The organism is Enterococcus sp. DIV0421 (assembly GCF_051713745.1).
Lineage (GTDB): Bacteria > Bacillota > Bacilli > Lactobacillales > Enterococcaceae > Enterococcus_D > Enterococcus_D casseliflavus.
In genome coordinates this window covers 649,799-668,246 of sequence record NZ_JBIOQM010000002.1, presented here as the reverse complement: position 1 = coordinate 668,246, position 18,448 = coordinate 649,799, and the positions used below count along the sequence as shown (strand labels likewise).

18 protein-coding genes are annotated in these 18,448 nt (G+C 42.3%); 5 read left to right on the top strand and 13 right to left on the bottom strand.

The annotated features are described in order from the left end of the window. Positions 1-160 precede the first annotated feature (160 nt). Positions 161-778: an FMN-dependent NADH-azoreductase gene (locus IGI96_RS14245; RefSeq protein WP_005225804.1), complete on the top strand. Its 618-nt coding sequence runs from the start codon at positions 161-163 to the stop codon at positions 776-778. 135 nt (positions 779-913) lie between these two features. Here the strand turns inward: IGI96_RS14245 and IGI96_RS14240 are convergent, their stop codons facing one another. From IGI96_RS14240 to tyrS, 4 genes are all read right to left on the bottom strand, one after another. Next, positions 914-1,300 (bottom strand): cytidine deaminase family protein, encoded by a 387-nt coding sequence (locus IGI96_RS14240; protein ID WP_034858030.1) that lies wholly within the window; start codon positions 1,298-1,300, stop codon positions 914-916. Between the two features lie 45 nt (positions 1,301-1,345). Continuing rightward, positions 1,346-2,239, bottom strand: a complete 894-nt coding sequence (locus tag IGI96_RS14235) for a deoxyribonuclease IV (RefSeq protein ID WP_005225802.1) — start codon at positions 2,237-2,239, stop codon at positions 1,346-1,348. An 88-nt stretch (positions 2,240-2,327) separates the two neighbouring features. Next, positions 2,328-3,239, bottom strand: coding sequence for an AEC family transporter (locus IGI96_RS14230; protein ID WP_005225801.1), 912 nt, complete (start codon positions 3,237-3,239; stop codon positions 2,328-2,330). A gap of 69 nt (positions 3,240-3,308) precedes the next feature. Next, the gene (gene tyrS, locus IGI96_RS14225) at positions 3,309-4,571 is read right to left on the bottom strand and encodes a tyrosine--tRNA ligase (RefSeq protein WP_086338344.1); all 1,263 of its coding nucleotides are present in this window, start codon (positions 4,569-4,571) and stop codon (positions 3,309-3,311) included. Between the two features lie 262 nt (positions 4,572-4,833). On the opposite strand from tyrS, the gene IGI96_RS14220 reads away from it, so the two are divergent. Then, complete coding sequence (locus IGI96_RS14220) at positions 4,834-7,278, top strand: transglycosylase domain-containing protein (RefSeq protein WP_086338345.1); 2,445 nt, start codon at positions 4,834-4,836, stop codon at positions 7,276-7,278. Between the two features lie 142 nt (positions 7,279-7,420). Here IGI96_RS14220 and ccpA read toward each other — a convergent pair whose 3' ends face one another. After that, positions 7,421-8,419, bottom strand: coding sequence for a catabolite control protein A (gene ccpA / locus IGI96_RS14215; RefSeq protein WP_005225798.1), 999 nt, complete (start codon positions 8,417-8,419; stop codon positions 7,421-7,423). 194 nt (positions 8,420-8,613) lie between these two features. Between ccpA and IGI96_RS14210 the strand changes: the two genes are divergently transcribed. Continuing rightward, entirely contained in the window at positions 8,614-9,714 is a 1,101-nt protein-coding gene (locus IGI96_RS14210; RefSeq protein WP_086338346.1) for a M24 family metallopeptidase, read from the top strand. 36 nt (positions 9,715-9,750) lie between these two features. Continuing rightward, positions 9,751-10,647 carry an NAD-dependent epimerase/dehydratase family protein gene (locus tag IGI96_RS14205; protein ID WP_176323965.1) on the top strand — a complete coding sequence of 299 codons (897 nt, stop codon included), beginning with the start codon at positions 9,751-9,753 and terminating at the stop codon, positions 10,645-10,647. 83 nt (positions 10,648-10,730) lie between these two features. Here the strand turns inward: IGI96_RS14205 and IGI96_RS14200 are convergent, their stop codons facing one another. The 6 genes from IGI96_RS14200 to hprK form a co-directional block, all read right to left on the bottom strand. Further along, positions 10,731-11,411, bottom strand: coding sequence for a YtxH domain-containing protein (locus IGI96_RS14200; RefSeq protein ID WP_016610287.1), 681 nt, complete (start codon positions 11,409-11,411; stop codon positions 10,731-10,733). Between the two features lie 14 nt (positions 11,412-11,425). After that, positions 11,426-11,851, bottom strand: a complete 426-nt coding sequence (locus tag IGI96_RS14195) for a DUF948 domain-containing protein (RefSeq protein WP_005235398.1) — start codon at positions 11,849-11,851, stop codon at positions 11,426-11,428. A gap of 160 nt (positions 11,852-12,011) precedes the next feature. Then, complete coding sequence (gene galU, locus IGI96_RS14190) at positions 12,012-12,929, bottom strand: UTP--glucose-1-phosphate uridylyltransferase GalU (protein WP_074931604.1); 918 nt, start codon at positions 12,927-12,929, stop codon at positions 12,012-12,014. A gap of 17 nt (positions 12,930-12,946) precedes the next feature. Then, a complete protein-coding gene (locus IGI96_RS14185) occupies positions 12,947-13,975 on the bottom strand; it encodes an NAD(P)H-dependent glycerol-3-phosphate dehydrogenase (protein WP_074931607.1) in 1,029 nt (342 codons plus the stop codon). Positions 13,976-14,050: 75 nt separating this feature from the next. Beyond that, positions 14,051-14,881 (bottom strand): prolipoprotein diacylglyceryl transferase, encoded by an 831-nt coding sequence (lgt, locus tag IGI96_RS14180; protein ID WP_074931610.1) that lies wholly within the window; start codon positions 14,879-14,881, stop codon positions 14,051-14,053. Positions 14,882-14,895: 14 nt separating this feature from the next. Next, complete coding sequence (gene hprK / locus IGI96_RS14175) at positions 14,896-15,831, bottom strand: HPr(Ser) kinase/phosphatase (protein ID WP_005225790.1); 936 nt, start codon at positions 15,829-15,831, stop codon at positions 14,896-14,898. A 157-nt stretch (positions 15,832-15,988) separates the two neighbouring features. On the opposite strand from hprK, the gene IGI96_RS14170 reads away from it, so the two are divergent. Further along, a complete protein-coding gene (locus tag IGI96_RS14170; RefSeq protein WP_438785231.1) occupies positions 15,989-17,689 on the top strand; it encodes a M3 family oligoendopeptidase in 1,701 nt (566 codons plus the stop codon). Between the two features lie 63 nt (positions 17,690-17,752). On the opposite strand, the gene IGI96_RS14165 is transcribed toward IGI96_RS14170, so the two are convergent. Both IGI96_RS14165 and IGI96_RS14160 read right to left on the bottom strand, forming a co-directional pair. Beyond that, complete coding sequence (locus IGI96_RS14165) at positions 17,753-18,112, bottom strand: phage holin family protein (RefSeq protein ID WP_086338348.1); 360 nt, start codon at positions 18,110-18,112, stop codon at positions 17,753-17,755. Continuing rightward, positions 18,112-18,420 (bottom strand): PspC domain-containing protein, encoded by a 309-nt coding sequence (locus tag IGI96_RS14160; protein ID WP_010748006.1) that lies wholly within the window; start codon positions 18,418-18,420, stop codon positions 18,112-18,114. The genes IGI96_RS14165 and IGI96_RS14160 overlap by 1 nt, the downstream gene beginning before the upstream one ends. Between the last annotated feature and the right edge of the window lie 28 nt (positions 18,421-18,448).

Sequence of the window (18,448 nt, the reverse complement as noted above, 5' to 3'; positions counted from 1 at the left end):
AAATCCTCCTGTTTTCTCTAAAGTTTACCAAATCTGTGTGAAAAAAACTGTAAAATTCCAGCTTTTTTAAAAAAAGTGTACTTATTTATTGTAAGCAAAATTATTTTATAGTATACTACGTTTTGTGATTAAAACTTACTTAAAGTAAAGGTGGAAAAAAATGAAAAATATTTTAGTTGTTAAAGCCAATAACCGTCCTGATGGAGTATCTGCAAAAATGTTTGATACGTTCGTTGAAAATCTTGATACCAACAATGTGGACGTTGTAACCTTTGATGTGTACGCACAACCAATGCCTTATATCGGTCAAACGTTATTTGAAGCATTTGGCAAACTTTCACAAGAACAAGAATTAAACCAAGAAGAACAAGAATTGATGACTGTCCGTCAAGACGTGATGAACAAATTCGCAGCAGCGGATACCATCGTTTTCGCTTTCCCAATGTGGAACTTAACGATTCCTGCTGCCTTGCACACATTCATCGACTATATCTTCCAAGCTGGCTTTACTTTTTCTTATAACGAAGATGGTTCAATGAACCAATTATTGAAAGACAAAGAAATCGTTCTATTGAATGCCCGTGGTGGTGTTTACTCAGGCGAAATGAGCGCAATGGAAAACGCTGTAACCTTTATGGAAAAAGTTTTCGGTGGTATGTTCGGCATGAACATCACAGAAGAAGTAATCATTGAAGGCCACAATGCAGATCCTTCTAAAACAGCAGAAATCATTGCTGAAGGTTTAGAACGCGTAGCAGCTGCTGCGAAAAAATTCTAATCATTGCTATCGATCAACTCCTCAACAAAGCGCTATTGCTTGTTGAGGAGTTTTTTTATCCAAAAGCGTAGCTCGTCCATGGGATCGATAAAATAAAGAAGCCCCTTAGAACACAGCGGTCTAAGGGGACTCTTTTTATTTTGATGCTTTCCAATCAACAGGCAACAGCTCTTCTAGCGTCATAATTTTTCCTGCTGCGATCATGACCTGCGTGTTATGGTTGGCAGGATCCAGCTGGCTGATGAATTCACGGCAACGACCACAAGGTGGGATCGGCTCACCTGCCGAATTGATTGCAACCATCTGTAACACCCGCTGCTGACCATCGGTGATCATTTGCGCAGCCGCAGCCTGTTCGGCGCAAAAACCCATAGAACAGCTGGTATCGATACAGATCCCTGTATAAATCTGTCCATCTGCAGTAGCCAGAGCTGCCGCGACACTCCCTGCTTCTGCAAATTGAGAGAGCTGTCTGAATCCCAGTTTTTGCTTCGCGGCATCGATCAGCAACTGAAAGTCCATTTTTCTTCCTCCAATAATAAGCTGGCTCATGGTTAAATGAACCGTTTAAGCACCCGCCATGATTTTCGTCAATAGCTCAGGATCAAAGGTCTTTTCCCGCAGCATCGCGATTTCATAGCCATAAGGGGCTTTTTTATTCTTTTTGTCTTCGCCAACATAGGGTGTTTCCAAAATTTTCGGTAACGCTGATAATTGCTCATGATGAACGATCTTATTCAAGGCTTCAAAGCCGATCGTGCCAAAACCAATATTCGCATGTCGGTCTTTGTGGCTGCCCTGTGGATTTTTTGAATCATTGACATGGATGACCTTCAAGCGATCCAACCCGATGATTTTGTCAAACTCGTTTAACACGCCGTCAAAGTCTTCTTTGACATTGTAGCCAGCATCATTCGTGTGACAAGTATCTAGTGTAACGGATAATTTTTCATTTAAGGTGACACCATCGATAATTGCTGCCAATTCTTCAAAGCTGCGACCAATCTCGGTGCCTTTACCTGCCATTGTTTCTAATGCGATCTGGGCAGTTTGATTTTTTTCAAGGACCTCGTTCAAGCCTTTAATGATCTGCTTGATCCCAGCTTCTGGTCCTGCACCGACATGGGCACCGGGGTGCAATGTGATTTGAGTTGCACCTAAAGCTTGGGCTCGTTGGATTTCTTCTTGTAAGAACGAAACAGCAAAGCCAAAGTTTTCTGGTTTGATGGTATTGCCTAAATTAATGATGTACGGGGCATGGACGACGATATTCGAAATTCCTTTTTCCGTCATAAAATCTTGTCCAGCTGCGATCTGCATCTCTTCGATCGGTTTGCGCCGCGTGTTTTGCGGAGCTCCGGTATAGATCATAAACGTAGTAGCTTGATAGCTAGCTGCCTCTTCTGCTGCTCCTAAAAGCATTTTTTTGCCGCTCATTGAAACGTGTGAACCAATCAACATTTTTCTTTTCCTCCTAAATCTAGTCTTCTCTATTATCGATAAAAGCGCCTTGTAAAGCGATTATTTTGCTCATTGCCGTATTTTTTTATCAAGCGAGTCCAAATAACATCAGGACACCCGTCATTAGCGGCATACTTATCAAAAAGCTAATGGAAGAAACGAACCCCACCGCTTCTTCCTCCATTCCAGCAATCACGGAATTAATGACACCGAATAAAGGAATTGGAGCAAACACTAACAAACAAAGAACTGGCTTTAATAAAACTGGGATTGGTAAAACATAGAAAGCTGCGAACAGCACGAATGCCAGTCCGTACCGCAAGCTTAAAATTTTGATCACGGTTTGGGTGGTGTGCTTCGGTAAGCGGAAATCCAAAAATAAGCCAATCATAAACATGGACAAAAACGTATTTGCGATCCCGATTGGTTGGACAAGCGCCAATGCCGCTTCGGGAATCCTCCAATCCGCACTGCGGATAATCAGCATCACTAGATAAATAGTAAACGTTGGCGAACGCAGGAGATTCAAAAAGATTTTCCCTGGTTCAAACGTCGTCCGCTTTCCAATCAAGAATTCGATGAAAATCGTCGTTCCCCCTGCCAACATGATACTGTTCCCCATATCAAACAGCGAAATCAGCGGAATCCCTAAAGGATAAAAGCTTTGGGCAAAAGGAATCGCAAAATTGCCGATATTAAAGCCTGAACCGCAGTACATCGCAAACTGCTGCAGCGTGTTCGATTCTTTTTTGGTCAAGAAAAATGCGAAGAGGATCTGGACGATCGTAATGATCAACGCGATCACAATCAAACTAAGCGCACTGACTTGTACTTGCATTGAAGCTAAATTCAAAATGATTGCTGCCGGTAACGTCACATTCAAAATAATTTTGGATAAGATCGAGCCATCCGCTTTTGAAAGGACATTTAGCCGCTTAAGAAAATACCCTAAGAAGATCATGGCAAATAAACCGGCGGCATTCAACACTATATTTCCCATTCCAACAAAAACCCTTCCTCTACAAAAATTTGAAAAAAGCGAACCAACAAGGCGGTTCGCTTTTTGCGATTAAAATGTTAATAAGAAATATTTTTTCTTGCCACGACGAATCACGACGTATTTTCCACCGATCCGATCACTTGCTTGGAGCTCGTACGTTAGGTCTTGGACGCGTTCCCCATTAATGTAGATGGCACCATTTTGAACGTCTTCTCTTGCTTGACGTTTTGATGGTTCGATTTTAGCAGTCGTCAACACTTCAACGATGTTCAAAGAATCATCTGCTGTTACCTGATGGCTTGGCACCCCTTTGAAGCCTTGTTCGATCTCTTCAGCGTTCAATTCTTTGATATTGCCACTGAATAAACTTGCTGAGATACGTACGGCTTGTTCATAAGCCTCTGCCCCATGAACCAAAGTAGTGACTTCTTTTGCCAAAGCTTTTTGTGCTGCTCGAGATTCTGGTGCAGCGTTAAACTCTGCTTCGATCGCAGCGATTTCTTCTAATGATAAGAAGGTGAAATATTTCAAGAATTTGACTGCATCACGATCATCCGTATTGATCCAGAATTGGTAGAACTCGTAAGGCGTCGTTTTCTTGGCATCTAGCCAAACCGCATTGCCTTCTGTTTTCCCAAATTTCGTTCCATCTGCTTTTGTGATCAATGGCATAGTCAAACCGAACCCTTGGACTTCACGCTCACGACGTAATAATTCGATCCCAGAGGTGATATTCCCCCATTGATCGCTACCGCCTAATTGCAACAAGCAACCGTGGTTGTCGTAAAGATTCAAAAAGTCATAGGCTTGTAATAGCTGGTATGCAAATTCCGTGTAGGAGATCCCAGTTTCGATCCGACGTTTGACACTTTCTTTGCTCATCATGTAATTGATCGTAAAGTTTTTCCCAGTGTCACGCAAGAAATCAATCAGTTTCAATTCCCCTAGCCACTCATAGTTATTGGCAATGATGGCAGGATTTTCTTGGTCATCAAAATCAATGAAGCGAGATAATTGGCTCTTGATACTTTGTGACCATTCTAAAACGGTATCTAGTGTGTTTAATTGACGTTCTTGATCTTTAAAGGATGGGTCACCGATCATTCCTGTACCGCCGCCTACTAATGCGATCGGCACATGTCCGTTTTGTTGGAAACGGCGCAACATCAAAATAGGCAATAAATGACCAATATGCAGGCTATCTGCGGTAGGATCAAAGCCGATATATAGTTTCACAGACTCTTCATTTAATTGTTGGGTCAAGGCTGCTTCGTCTGTGGTCTGATGAACTAATCCGCGTTGCTTTAGCTCTTCAAAAAAGTCTGTACTCATTCTTTCTCCTCCTAATAATTGCTTCATTGTTCATCTTAACTGAAAAAGAGGTCAATGAAAAGTCTTTCTCTCAAAGTCCTTTACCAAAAAAGAAACTTTTAGGCAAATCCGTTCATTTTCCTTTATTATCGCTGGTTCAATACAAACACCAACTGGCATTTTCTCCCACACTTCTTTCGATAACAGATAGGGTGCTACCCAAGCGCCTTGTTTTTTGCTATAATTACACGGAATCTATTCTAATTTATTGAGGTGACTCTTTTTGTCCCAGAAAACGAAAAATCAAAAGAATACAGAAAACAAAAATAGAGGCTGGTTCTATTTCAACATCAGTCTTAGGGTTTTACATGCCTTGTTCTTAGTTGCTATTTCTTTGCTGGTTCTAGGCGGTTCTTTAGCCTTAGGGATCGGTGCCGGCTACTTTGCTTTTCTTGTGGAAGATACCGCAGCTCCTTCTAAAGATGAGTTACAAAAAGAATTGACCGACATCACAGAGACTTCTCAACTCGCATACGCTGATGGCAGCAAAATCGCAACGATTCGCTCGGACCTAATGCGAACGTCGGTTAATTCCGATCAAATTTCAGATTATTTGAAAAAAGCGATCATCGCAACAGAGGACGAATATTTTAATATTCATAATGGGGTCGTACCAAAAGCAGTCGTGCGAGCATTATTATCAGAAGCGACAGGCTTTGGCGGCAGCGGGGGTTCCACTTTGACCCAGCAGCTGGTAAAACAACAAATCCTTTCCAGTGAAACGACCTTTAAACGCAAAGCCAATGAGATTTTATTAGCCATGGAAGTGGAGAAATTTTTCGATAAAGATGAGATCGTCACCATGTATTTAAACATCTCCCCTTTTGGTCGAAACAATAAAGGGCAAAATATCGCAGGTGTGCAAGAAGCGGCGCAAGGAATTTTTGGCGTCAACGCAGCTGACCTGTCTTTACCGCAAGCAGCCTTTATTGCGGGTCTGCCACAAAGCCCGATCGTCTACAGCCCTTATACAAATACGGGTGAGATCAAGGAAAACTTGACCGCTGGCTTAGAACGGAAAGACTTCGTGCTCTTCAGTATGTATCGTAACCACGATATCACGAAAGAAGAATACGAAGAGGCGCTTAATTATGACTTGAAGCAAGACTTCAAAAAACAAGAAGCCATTGAACAAACGGATCAAAGCTTCCTTTATTACACTGTGTTAAATGAAGCAAAAGACATTATTGCCAAACAGCTGGCAGATGAAGATGATGTCAGTGACGAAGAATACGCCAAAGAGGAAACCTATCAAAAATACTTCGAATTGGCGCAGCAAAAACTTGTTAATGGCGGCTATACCGTCACATCAACGATCGATAAAGATATTTATAATGCGATGCAAGATGCCGTCGACAAATACGGCTATATGCTAGACAACTGGGGTGACTCCACCATCGAAGTCGGCAATGTCATGATGGACAACGCCACTGGGAAAGTACTAGGCTTTATTGGCGGACGTAACTATGCTGACAATCAATTCAACCATGCCTTTGATGCCAAACGCCAAGCAGGTTCAAGTATCAAACCCATGCTGGTTTACGGACCGGCGATCGAAAGTGGCTTAATGGGCTCTGAATCGATGGTTTCTGACTATGCCGCAAAATGGCGGACAGGAGAAAACGCCGGTGAGCCGATCGTCAATGCCACAAACCGTGGAACCAATACCTTCATGTCGATTCGTGAATCATTGGAGGTTTCCAGTAATATCGCAGCGACAAATATTTTCCAAGATCTTTGGGAAAAAGAAGGCGATCATTTTTATGCCTACACAAATTATTTAAGCAAAATGGGCTATCCCGAAGATAATAGCTGGGCGTATGAATCAGCGCCATTAGGGGTTACAGATGTCACAGTCTTGAATCAAACGAATGGCTTCCAAACATTTGCCAATAATGGTGTTTATCAGCAAGGCTATATCATCGAATCAATCAAAGATAATGAAGGCGAAGTGCTTTACCAGCATGAAGCCAAACCTGTCCAAGTCTTTTCAGAAGCGACGGCTTCCATCATGACCGACATGATGCGCAGTGTCATCGATGAGCAAAAAACCAGTTCCTTTAAATCGGTTATCAGCGGATTGGATTGGAACCTCGGAAATGCCGATTGGGTCGGAAAAACTGGTTCCACCAACAACTGGTCGGACTCTTGGCTAGTCGTCTCCACCCCATCGATCACCATCAGCAGCTGGTCAGGTCGAGATGACAATAAAGGGACCGATAGCGCTGCAGGAACTCGGACAGCCAACTATATGGCTTACTTGATCAATCGTATTTATCAAACAAACCAAGAAGTCTTTGGTGTGAATCAGAAGTTTGAACTTTCTAGTGATGTCAAAAAAGCTCAAGTTTCCAAGTTTACTGGTACCCAACCAGGAGGAACCGTGCGAGTCGATAATCGAACCTATACCAATCCAAGCAGTACCGTTACTTCGTATTGGGCCACTGGCGGACCAGATACGGTCGATTTCAAATTTGGACTCGGTGGTTCAGATGCAAACTACGCTGACTATTGGAGAAAAGCATCTTCTAGCCGTTCAACAAATCGTTCGTCGAATACATCATCGAATAACACATCCAACAATGTTACACCTACGGCAAATGATGAGGATGACGATGAGGAACAGCAAGACAATAATCAACAAAATACCAACAATAATGATGACTGATCAGCCTTGTGCTGATCAGTTTTTTTATGCAAAAAAAGTGTGAGGAGAAAATCCATAGATTTTCTCCCCACACGAACGATCGTTGAAGCAAAAAGTGGAACAACAAGGCGTTGTTCCACTGATCGTTTGATCAAATCGCTGCTTATTTCGTAGAGCTTTTTTCTGAAATACCGTAAGGCAAGACGATCGTTTTTTGTTCTACATCTTCTTTGTTCATCATTTTTGTCAATAGACGCATCGCAACGGCACCCATATCATACAATGGTTGCGTCACGCTTGATAAGCGTGGACGAGCTGCTTCAGCCAATAATGAATTGTTGCTGGTGATGATCTCGAAATCTTCAGGAACTTTAACACCTTTGTCTAACAAACCATCTAAGACGCCGATGGCTAACTCATCGTCTGTGACATAAGCTGCTGTTGCACCACTGTTGATGATGCGATCAACTAAGGCTAAGCCTTCTTTAAAGCTGTATGGTGATTCAAAGATCAACCCTTCAGAATATTCAAGGTTGTTTTCTTTCAAGGCTTCTTTATAGCCTTTCAAGCGGTTTTGGCCATTGATTGGATCGATCAAAGCACCGCTGACAAAAGCGATTTTTTGATTGTTTTTCGCCAATAATGAAACAGCATCTTTGGCAGCTGCTGTGTAATCGATATTGACACTTCCTACTTGTTCATCAGGATCGATCGAACCAGCTAAAACGACTGGTGTTTTTGAGCGAGAGAATTCCCCGCGAATTTCATCCGTGATGCGATGACCCATGAAGATAACGCCGTCCACTTGTTTTGCTAACAAGTTGTTCAAAACGTTGACTTCTTTCATTGTATCGCCATCAGAGTTGGCTAAGATGATATTGTATTTATACATGGTCGCTACATCATCGATCCCACGAGCAAGTGATGAGAAGAACATATTGCTGACATCAGGAATGATGACACCAACAGTCGTGGTCTTTTTACTTGCTAACCCTCGAGCAACTGCGTTTGGACGATAATCCAAGCGGTCGATCACTTCCAGCACTTTCTTACGAGTTGCTGGTTTTACATTTGGATTTCCGTTGACTACCCGTGAAACAGTTGCCATCGATACATTCGCTTCCCGTGCAACATCATAAATCGTAATTGTTTGTTTTTCCATGATATATCTCCCTTATTCTATTTTCAGAAAATCTTATTTACATTTCTTTGTTAGGATAGCAAATTTTTTCCGTATTTGCAACCGTTTTAATTTTGTTTTCATGAAAACTTAGCAATTTCCTACTTTCCCCGCCCCTATTCTCTTCTAAAGCATGATAAAATAGAAAAAGAATACTTGAAAGAAGGTTTTTTCAAATGAATGATAAAAAAATCAATGAGTTAAATGGCTGGTTGAAAACCAATGGCGCAGATGTTGCCTATATTTCTAATCCAGCAACAATCGCTTATTTTTCAGGTTTTAAAAGTGAACCTCATGAACGGGTCCTTGCTTTGTTTGTCGCACCTGGAAAAGATCCCTTTCTTTTCACACCAGCTCTGGAAGTAGAAGAAGCAAAAAATAGTGGCTGGTCCTTTGATATTATCGGTTATCTCGATAGCGAAGACCCTTGGGCGAAAATCTGTCAGGAATTGACCTCTCGTTACCAAGTTTCTTCCTTGGCACTAGAAAAAAATGACCTTTCCGTCGAGCGCTATGAAGCATTGAAACGGTTTTTGCCACAGACCGATTTTTCTTTAGATGTGACTCCGGTCATTCAAAAAATGCAGTTAACCAAAACGGCTGCTGAAATTGACACCTTGCTAGAAGCTGGCAACTGGGCAGACGTTGCTTTTGAGATTGGGTTTGCTGCCATCAAAGAAGGCGTCAGCGAAATGGCAATCGTGGCAGAAATTGAGTACGAGTTGAAAAAACGTGGGGTTTCCCATATGTCCTTCGATACAACGGTGTTAGCTGGTGCCAATGCAGCAAGTCCTCATGGCGTACCTGGTGACCGCAAAGTGACTGCCAATGAACTCGTCTTGTTTGACCTAGGGGTCGTTTGGAAAGGATATTGCAGTGATGCAACCAGAACGGTTGCCTATAAAGAACCGACTGCATTACAAAGAAAAATTTATGACATCGTTCTTGAAGCAGAACTAGCAGCGCAAGCAGCGGTCAAACCTGGGATTACCGCTGGAGAACTAGACAAGATTGCTCGTGATGTGATTACTGGCTATGGCTACGGCGACTACTTCAACCATCGTCTAGGTCACGGCATCGGTACCACGGTTCATGAGTTCCCCTCTTTGATCACTGGCAATGATTTAGTGATCGAAGAAGGCATGTGCTTCTCTATCGAACCGGGCATTTATTTACCAGATCAGGTCGGTGTCCGCATTGAAGACTGTGTGTATGTCACAGCAGATGGCTGTGTACCTTTTACCAAGACAGCAAAAGAATTATTGATCTTATCTTGATTTTCCTAATGAAACGGCGCAACATGTTGGCATTACATGAAAAGGAGTGTTCTTTTGAGTAAAAAAGTGTTGGTTTTAGGCGGCACGCGTTTTTTCGGTAAATATTTGGTCCAATCACTAATTGATCAAGGATTGGACGTGACGATCGCTACCCGAGGGAACACGAAAGATTCCTTTGGCGATCAAGTCAACAGAATCATCTTCGATCGCACCGACGAAGAAAGTATCAAAACGGCATTAACAAAAGAAACCTATGAGGTCATTTACGACAATATTGCTTATACTTCCAACGACATTGAGATTCTACTGCGTCATGTCACACCGAAGCGCTACATCGTTACTAGCTCAATGTCTGCGTACCATGAATTACACTTCGATTTGATTGAAGCGGATTTTGACCCTGCTAAAGAACCCTTCAGACTGGTTGGCTCTGAGGAGGTCGATTATGCACAAGGCAAGCGAACCGTGGAAGAGATCCTGACCCAAAAATACAGTCAGATCCCGTCCGTTTTTGTCCGCTTTCCTTATGTGATCGGTGCAGATGATTACACAAAACGTTTTACCTTTTACATTGACCATCTGATAAAGCAAAAGCCAATGGCTGTCGATAATCTAACGCATCAAATGGGCTTTGTGGATGCCCAAGAGGCTGGTAAATTTTTAGCGTTTCTAGGTACTAGCTCGTTCACAGGACCCATCAATGGTGCGTCAAAAGGTACAGTTTCCTTAGAAGAAGTGCTGCAATACGTAACGAAAAAAACTGGTCTTTCCCCGCTCTTTTCAGAAACAGGTGATCAAGGCCCTTATAATGGTACACCTGCTTATTCGATCAATGTTGGTCTCGCTGAGGAAATTGGCTTTCCATTCAGTCACCTGCAGGATTGGCTCTATCAACTTTGCGATTGGGAAATCACCCAAGCATCAAGCGAATAACTACCAAAATCACAAAAAAACGTTCGCCGATTTTACTGGCGAACGTTTTATCTTTTGAAGTAATCAAATTTTTGTATCCTTGCTTATGCTTCAGGATTGTTTTTTTCTAATGTATCTTTTAATTCTTCTTTCGCATCTTCCAAGTCAGCTTTGGCATCTTTTGTTTCTGCTTTCGCTGTTTTTTTGGCATCATCTGCTGCTTTTCCAGCTTCTTTTTTCAAATCAGCTGCGGCTGCTTGACCGTCTTTTTTGGCTTCTTCAACGACAGGTTTTGCTTCTTGTGCCCCTTCTTTGACGGTTTGTTTCATATCAGCTGCAGAAGATTTTGCATCAATGATGATATCTTGCACCGTGTCATCAGCGTCTACTTTGGCATCTTTCGCTGATTCTTTGACCTCGTTCGCTGATTTTTTGAAGCGTTCTGATAGATCACCTGCTTGTTTCTTTAACTCTTCAACGGTTTCTTCTGATGAACCAGCTGCTGTTTCTTTTAAGTCATCGACTTTCGCTGTTAAAGAACCGGTGAAGTCAGATGCTTGCTCGCTTAGTTTTGCCGCTTTGTCTTTAGCGATATCGACAAGATCCGTACTTCTTTCTTTGGCTAAATCACCATAATCAGATGCTTTATCTAATAAATCGTCTGCTTGTTTTGCTAATTTATTTCTTAATGTTTTACCAGATTCTGGCGCCAACAAAAGTGCTGCTGCTGCTGCCGCTGTTCCTCCGATGATTGCTCCTAATAAAAATCCGCCTTTTTTACTCATTGAAAGTCCTCCTTTTATTTTTGGTTATTTTTGTCTTTGAAAAATTTCATGGCTGTTTGACCGACTTTTCCAGCTACCGTTGCTTTGGCAGTGGTCCGGCCAAGACTACCCACGCGCGTAATTAAATTTTTTCCAGAAACATTTAGTTCTGAAACACTGGTACTTAGATCTGCAACTGCTGTGAACAAAGGATCGATGGTTGCGACTTTTCCGTTCACATCTTGTAAAAGCTCATTCGTTTTTACCAAAAGACCTTCAACCTCTTTTGAAAGAATATCAACGTCTTTGGTAATGACACGGATGGTTGTGTTTGCCTCTTCGACCGTTTTGTCTACTTTGGTCATTGTCTTGCTGACTTGCATCAACAAACGAACGACGAAAATGACCAATACGACAAATGCAATCGCAGCAATCAATGCAGCTAGTTCTCCTCCTGACATAGAATGGCTCCTTTCCCCATTTACTTATATTAAGAATAGCATTTCACTGCACTTTCTACAAATAAAAGACTGCATTTTTAAGAAAATTATCCGCTTTCAACAGGAAATAATAAAAAAACAAAGCAATTTCATCAGAAATCGCCTTGTTTAGGAGTTTTTGTTATTTTTTTGACGCTTTCGGTGCTTCTTTGACTTCTTTTTGAGCCGGAGCTAGTTCTTTTCCTAACTCGATCAAATACTCTTTCAAGTTGTCTTTGACTTCAGGGTGCACTAGACCATACTCGATACTTGTTTTTAAGAAACCGAATTTGTCTCCAACATCGTAACGCTTGCCGGTAAATTGATGGGCAAAGACGCGTTGGGTTTTGTTTAATGTGTCGATGGCATCCGTCAATTGGATCTCGCCACCAGCACCTGGTTCTTGATTGGCTAAAATATCAAAAATTTCAGGGGTCAGCAAGTAGCGGCCAATAATTGCTAAATCACTTGGCGCGTTTTCTGGCGCTGGTTTTTCAACAAAGTTTTTGACATTGAACAAGCCTTTTTCAACTTCCATACCAGGATCAATGATCCCGTATTTTGATGTATCTTCATGAGGAACATCCATGACAGCGATCGTTGATGCATGCGTTTTTTCATAATTATCGATCAACTGTTTCGTCAATGGTACTTGATCTTCCATCAAGTCATCACCTAGCATAACTACAAACGGTTCGTTTCCGACAAATGCCCGAGCCTGTAATACGGCATGGCCTAATCCTTTCGGATGAGATTGGCGAATGAAGTGAAGATTTACGTCAGTTGTTTCTTCCACTAATTTCAAAAGCTCCGTCTTGCCTTTTTCTTTTAGATTCATCTCTAATTCTAAATTGGCATCGAAATGGTCTTCGATCGGACGCTTTGCTTTCCCTGTTACGATCAAAATATCTTCGATCCCCGATTGTAAAGCTTCTTCCACGATAAACTGAATCGTTGGTTTGTCAACGATCGGCAACATTTCCTTTGCCATTGCTTTTGTAGCTGGTAAAAATCGGGTACCCAGACCGGCTGCTGGGATAACTGCTTTTTTGACATTCATGTGACTCGCTCCTTTAATCATAATGATTGATCTACCGAAAATTCGTTTTCTTCTTTGCCGTCTCGCAGCATAATATCTTTCGCTGCTTGCTTGATGTCTTTGCCTTCATACAAGACCGAATAAATCGTTTCTGTGATTGGCATTTCCACCGACAAAGCTTCTGCTAATTCGCGGGCAGCTTTGGTGGTTGAAACTCCTTCAACGATCATTCCCATATTGTCTAATACTTCATCTAAGCTATGGCCTTTTCCTAATAGGTTTCCTGCACGCCAATTCCGTGAATGGACACTGGTACAAGTAACGATCAAATCGCCAACCCCACTCAATCCGATAAAGGTTAAAGGATTGGCACCCATTGCCACACCAAGACGACTGATTTCTGCTAACCCACGGGTCATGATCGCTGCCTTCGCATCATCCCCAAAGCCAAGTCCTGCGATAGCACCGGCACCAATGGCGATGATGTTTTTCAAAGCGGCGCCAGTTTCGACACCGATCACATCGTTATTCGTGTAGATTCTAAAGTAATCATTCATAAATAGCTCTTGTACATACTTAGCAGCCGCTTCATTTTCTGAAGCTGCCGTGATCGTGGTGATATCATGGACAGCGACTTCTTCCGCATGAGATGGTCCTGACAAGACAACGATTTCTTGCCGTTTATCAGCTGGGATCTCTTCGGCAAGTACTTCTGAGATTCGTTTATGACTGCCTTGTTCTAACCCTTTTGAGGCATGGATAATGACTGGCTTGCCGGTTGTCTTTTCAGCGAACTCTTGTGCCACGGCACGAATCGCTTTAGTTGGTACGACAAACAAAACGGCATCGGCATCTTGGATCGCCTCTTCTAAATCTTTACAGCCTAAGATATTTTCAGGTAATTTTAAATCTGGCAAATAATGCCGATTCGTATGATACGTATTGATTTCATCGATTTGGGCGGGATTGTTCCCCCAAATAGTCACTTCATGTCCATTTTCAGACAAGACTTGTGCCAAAGCAGTCCCCCATGATCCGGGACCTAAGACGGCGATTTTCTGTTTCACTATGGAAACCTCCTCTATCCTTTTCGCAAATTCATGCACTTCATCATTTTACCATAATTTCGATAAAATAACTGTTTAGATAATCGTTTGGTTCTTACCAAAGCTGCGGTTGTAATCCTTTAACGCTTGTTTTTTCCTGCGCCAGATCATTAAAGCGATCGCTCCGAAGAATAATAAAGCGGAAAGTGCCTGTGACACACGGATGCCACCAAATAAGTATAAACTATCAGTACGCATTCCTTCAATAAAGAAGCGCCCGAATCCATACCAAATCAAGTAGCTCAAGAAGACTTCGCCTTCTTTTAATAACCCAGTTTTCTTACGCAAGAAGATCAAAACGATAAAACCAATCACGTTCCAAACCGATTCATAAAGAAAGGTCGGCTGCCGATACGCTTCATCGATATACATATTATCGATAATGAATTTCGGTATATACAAACTTTCTAAGAAGGAGCGGCTGACTTCAGCGCCAAATGCTTCATGGTTCATAAAGTTGCCCCAACGCCCGATGCCTTGTGCCAATAAGACACTTGGTGCGGCGATGTCTAAGAAGGTCCAGGGAGAAATAAAATTTCGTTGGCAGAAAAAGTATAGCCAGATCCCCCCGGCGATCAGTGCGCCGTAGATCGCGATCCCACCAGAGCGAATATTGAAAATTTGACTTGGGTCATCAATGTAGTATTGCAAGTCAAACAGAATATAATAAAGCCGCGCACCAATGATCGCTACTGGCAATCCAATCAACATAAAATCAGTCACATCATCTGGCTTGAGCCCGACACGAACTGCCTCTCTCGTGCTTAACCACATAGCAATGATCACGCCTGATACGATAATGATCGCATACCAATAAATCGGCAAACCAAATAGTTCAAATGCGACTCGATTTACTAAACCTAACATCTATCTTATCCTCTCTAGTTTCCAGAATTTTCTTCGATCAATTGCGTCAATCGATTTTCAAAGGTCTTCGTTGCATCGTAGCCCATCGTTTTCGCTCGGAAATTCATGGCAGCGACTTCGATAATGATCGCAACATTTCGACCAGTTTTTACGGGGATCTTGATTTGTGGTACATCGACGCCACCAATTTCAACCGTCGTATCATCGGTTCCTAGTCGATCATACTTTTTGTCTTTCGCCCAAGCTTCTAAATACACCGCTACTTGAACCTGCATATACCCTCGTACGGCACTGGCACCAAAAAGATTCATGACATCGATGATTCCGATTCCGCGGATCTCGATCAAGTGCTGCAAGATTTTCGGCGGTTCCCCTACCAAAGTCAATTCATCTTGCTTATACACATCCACCCGATCGTCAGCGATCAATCGATGCCCACGTTTGATTAACTCTAAGGCTGTTTCGCTTTTCCCAATTCCGCTATCGCCTTGAATCAAAACACCTAGCCCATAGACATCCACTAATACCCCATGGACACTGGTTCTTGTGGCTAAGCGTCCATCGAGGAAACTAGAAAGCTCTCCTTGCAGACGTGAGGTTGAGATGGGCGAACGCAAAATTGTGATCTCATGTTCTTTGCAGGCTTGAATCATTTCTGCTGGTACTTCCAAGCCGCGAGAAACGATAAACCCTGGGGTATCCTCGGCACACATTTTGCGCATCACCATCAAGCGTTCTTCTGGCATCATCCGTTCCGCAAAGGTGATCTCTTTGCTGCCGAATAATTGCAGACGATCATGGGAATAGTAATTAAAATAACCCGTCAATTCCAAACCAGGTCGGGAAATATCGCCGGTAATGATTTCTCTTTCTAAACTGTTTTCAGTTCCTTCAACTATCTCTAAATTTAAAGCCTCCGCCAGCTCGCTAACTTTGACGGTTTCTGCCATAGGTTTTCCCTCTTTTCTCAATGATTCTTGCCGCTGTTTCTTGTAAACGACACTCTGGTTCTATTTTATCATTCTATCAGTAAAGTTACTACCTTCGCCAATAGAAGTCCTCATTCTTTTTCGTTTGTGTTATTATTTTACTAAGGAGGGATTTTTAATGAAATTTTCAGCATACAAGTATCAACGCCCTGATTTTCCAGTTTATCAAGAAACATTCAAAAAAGCATTAGCAAACCTTCAGTCAGCCGATACCTTCTCGGAGGCGAAGCAAGCTCTTGATGCTTTGAACGAACTAAGAGGAACGATCGATACCGCAATGAACTTGGCTTCGATCCGCTATTCGATCGATACCAACGATGCCTTTTATGAAGCAGAAGACACCTTTTGGAATGAATACCAGCCTCATTTTGAAGCTCTGGATTTCCAATTCTATCAAGCACTCCTGGCTTCACCTGTCTTAGATGAATTAAAAGCCGAATATCCAGAAACACTTTTTTTATTTGCCGAAAGCCGTGTGAAGCTTTTTGATGAGGCCTTGATCGAATTATTTCAAAAAGAAAACCAATTGGCTTCTGATTACAGCAAATTGGTCGCTTCTGCCCAAATCGACTTCCAAGGAGAAACCTATACCCTCGCACAACTGCGACCATTTACCGAAAACAAAGATCGCGGTGTTCGAAAAGAAGCGTTTGAAAAACAATCGGCTTTCTTCACGGAAAATGAAGACCGTTTTGATCAAATTTATGACGAGATGGTCAAGGTTCGTACCGAGATTGCCCACAAGCTCGGCTTTGAAAATTATGTTGCCTTTGCGGATACCCAAATGAATCGTTGGGACTATGATCGTTCAATGATCGAGACCTATCGTCGGGAAATTTTAGAAAAAGTCGTCCCAATTACCCAAAAACTATACCAAAGACAGGCGCAGCGTAATCAATTGACTCAGGCAACCTTTACCGACCTACCGCTTGTTTATCCTAGTGGTAACGCAGAGCCTAAAGGAACTCCTGGAGAACTAGTGGAAAAAGCCCGTGTGATGTATCAGGAACTATCCCCTGAAACTGGCGAATTTTTTGATTTTATGGTCGAGCATGACCTACTTGATCTACTAAGCAAAAAAGGCAAACAATCTGGCGGCTATTGTACGTTTATCCAAGACTATCAATCGCCATTTATCTTTGCCAACTTTAACGGCACTTCTGGCGATGTCGATGTTTTGACCCACGAAGCTGGCCACGCGTTTCAAGCCTTTCGCTCTCGTTGGATCAAAGAACCGGAAATTCTCTTTCCCAATTATGAGTCTTGCGAGATCCATTCAATGTCGATGGAGTTTATCGCCTGGCCATGGATGGATGCTTTTTTTGAAGAAGAAACAGAAAAATACAAATTTGCGCATCTTGCTAGCAGCCTGCAATTTCTGCCTTATGGCGTTTTAGTGGATCACTTCCAACAAGAGGTTTATGAGCATCCTGAGTGGTCACCAGCACAGCGCAAAGCCCGTTGGCGGGAATTAGAGCGCCAATATTGCCCAGAACGGGATTATTCAGAATATCCAGACCTTGATCGTGGCTTGTATTGGTTTAGACAAGGGCATATTTTTGAATCACCTTTCTATTATATCGATTATACATTGGCGCAAGTGTGTGCGTTCCAATTTTGGTATCGATTCATCGTGGCAAAAGACGAAACCGCTTGGCAAGATTATTTGGCCATCTGCGAAGTCGGCGGCACGAAAACATTCCTTGAGATCCTGTCTCTTGCTCATTTGCGTTCACCTTTTGAAAAAGGGGCGCTTGATGAGACGTTACAGGCAGTAGATACGTACCTTGCTGCTATCAAAGAAGAACAGTTAAACTAAAAAAAGACGTTTCCGTTTCTCCACTAGCTTCATAGCTAGTGGGAGAACACGTGAAACGTCTTTTTAACGTGAATATTTTTCGATATGGTGTTCAGTCACGATCATATTGATCACTGACATGATCAGTGCCACTAATAGCGCTGCCCCAAACGAGGATAAGCCGAAGTTGGCTGACCCAACAAAATATGAAGTCAAATTCAGCATGAGCGCATTGATCACAAAAGTGAAGAAACCAAGCGTCAGTAAAGTCAATGGAAATGAAATGACGATCAGAATTGGTTTAATCAAAGCATTCAGGATCGACAGTACGAAACTGGCGATCACTGCAGTCATAATGCTTTGAACATGGATCATATTTGGTAATAGAACCGCCAATGTGACAAACGTCAATGTATTCATGATAAGCCGTTGAAAATAAGACACTAGAAGTCACTCCAGTCCTCATCCTCCACCTTTTCCGCTTCTTTACGGGGACGATTTGCTTCATTGTATTTGTTTTGCTTGTAGTAGTGATTGTCGTGGCCATATCCTGAGGTACTCTTGCGACCAGAAGGAATCAAGACCGCCATGATGATATATAAAGTGATTCCAGGAAACGCAGCAGTCACTAAAGATAGAAAGACATAGATCACGCGAACGATGGTTGGATCAATTCGCAAGTATTCTGCCAGCCCCCCTAGAGTACCTGTAATGACAACGTTATTGGCTGATTTTGTTAATTTTTTGTTCATTTATCTACACCTTCCTTCTTTTCTTTAA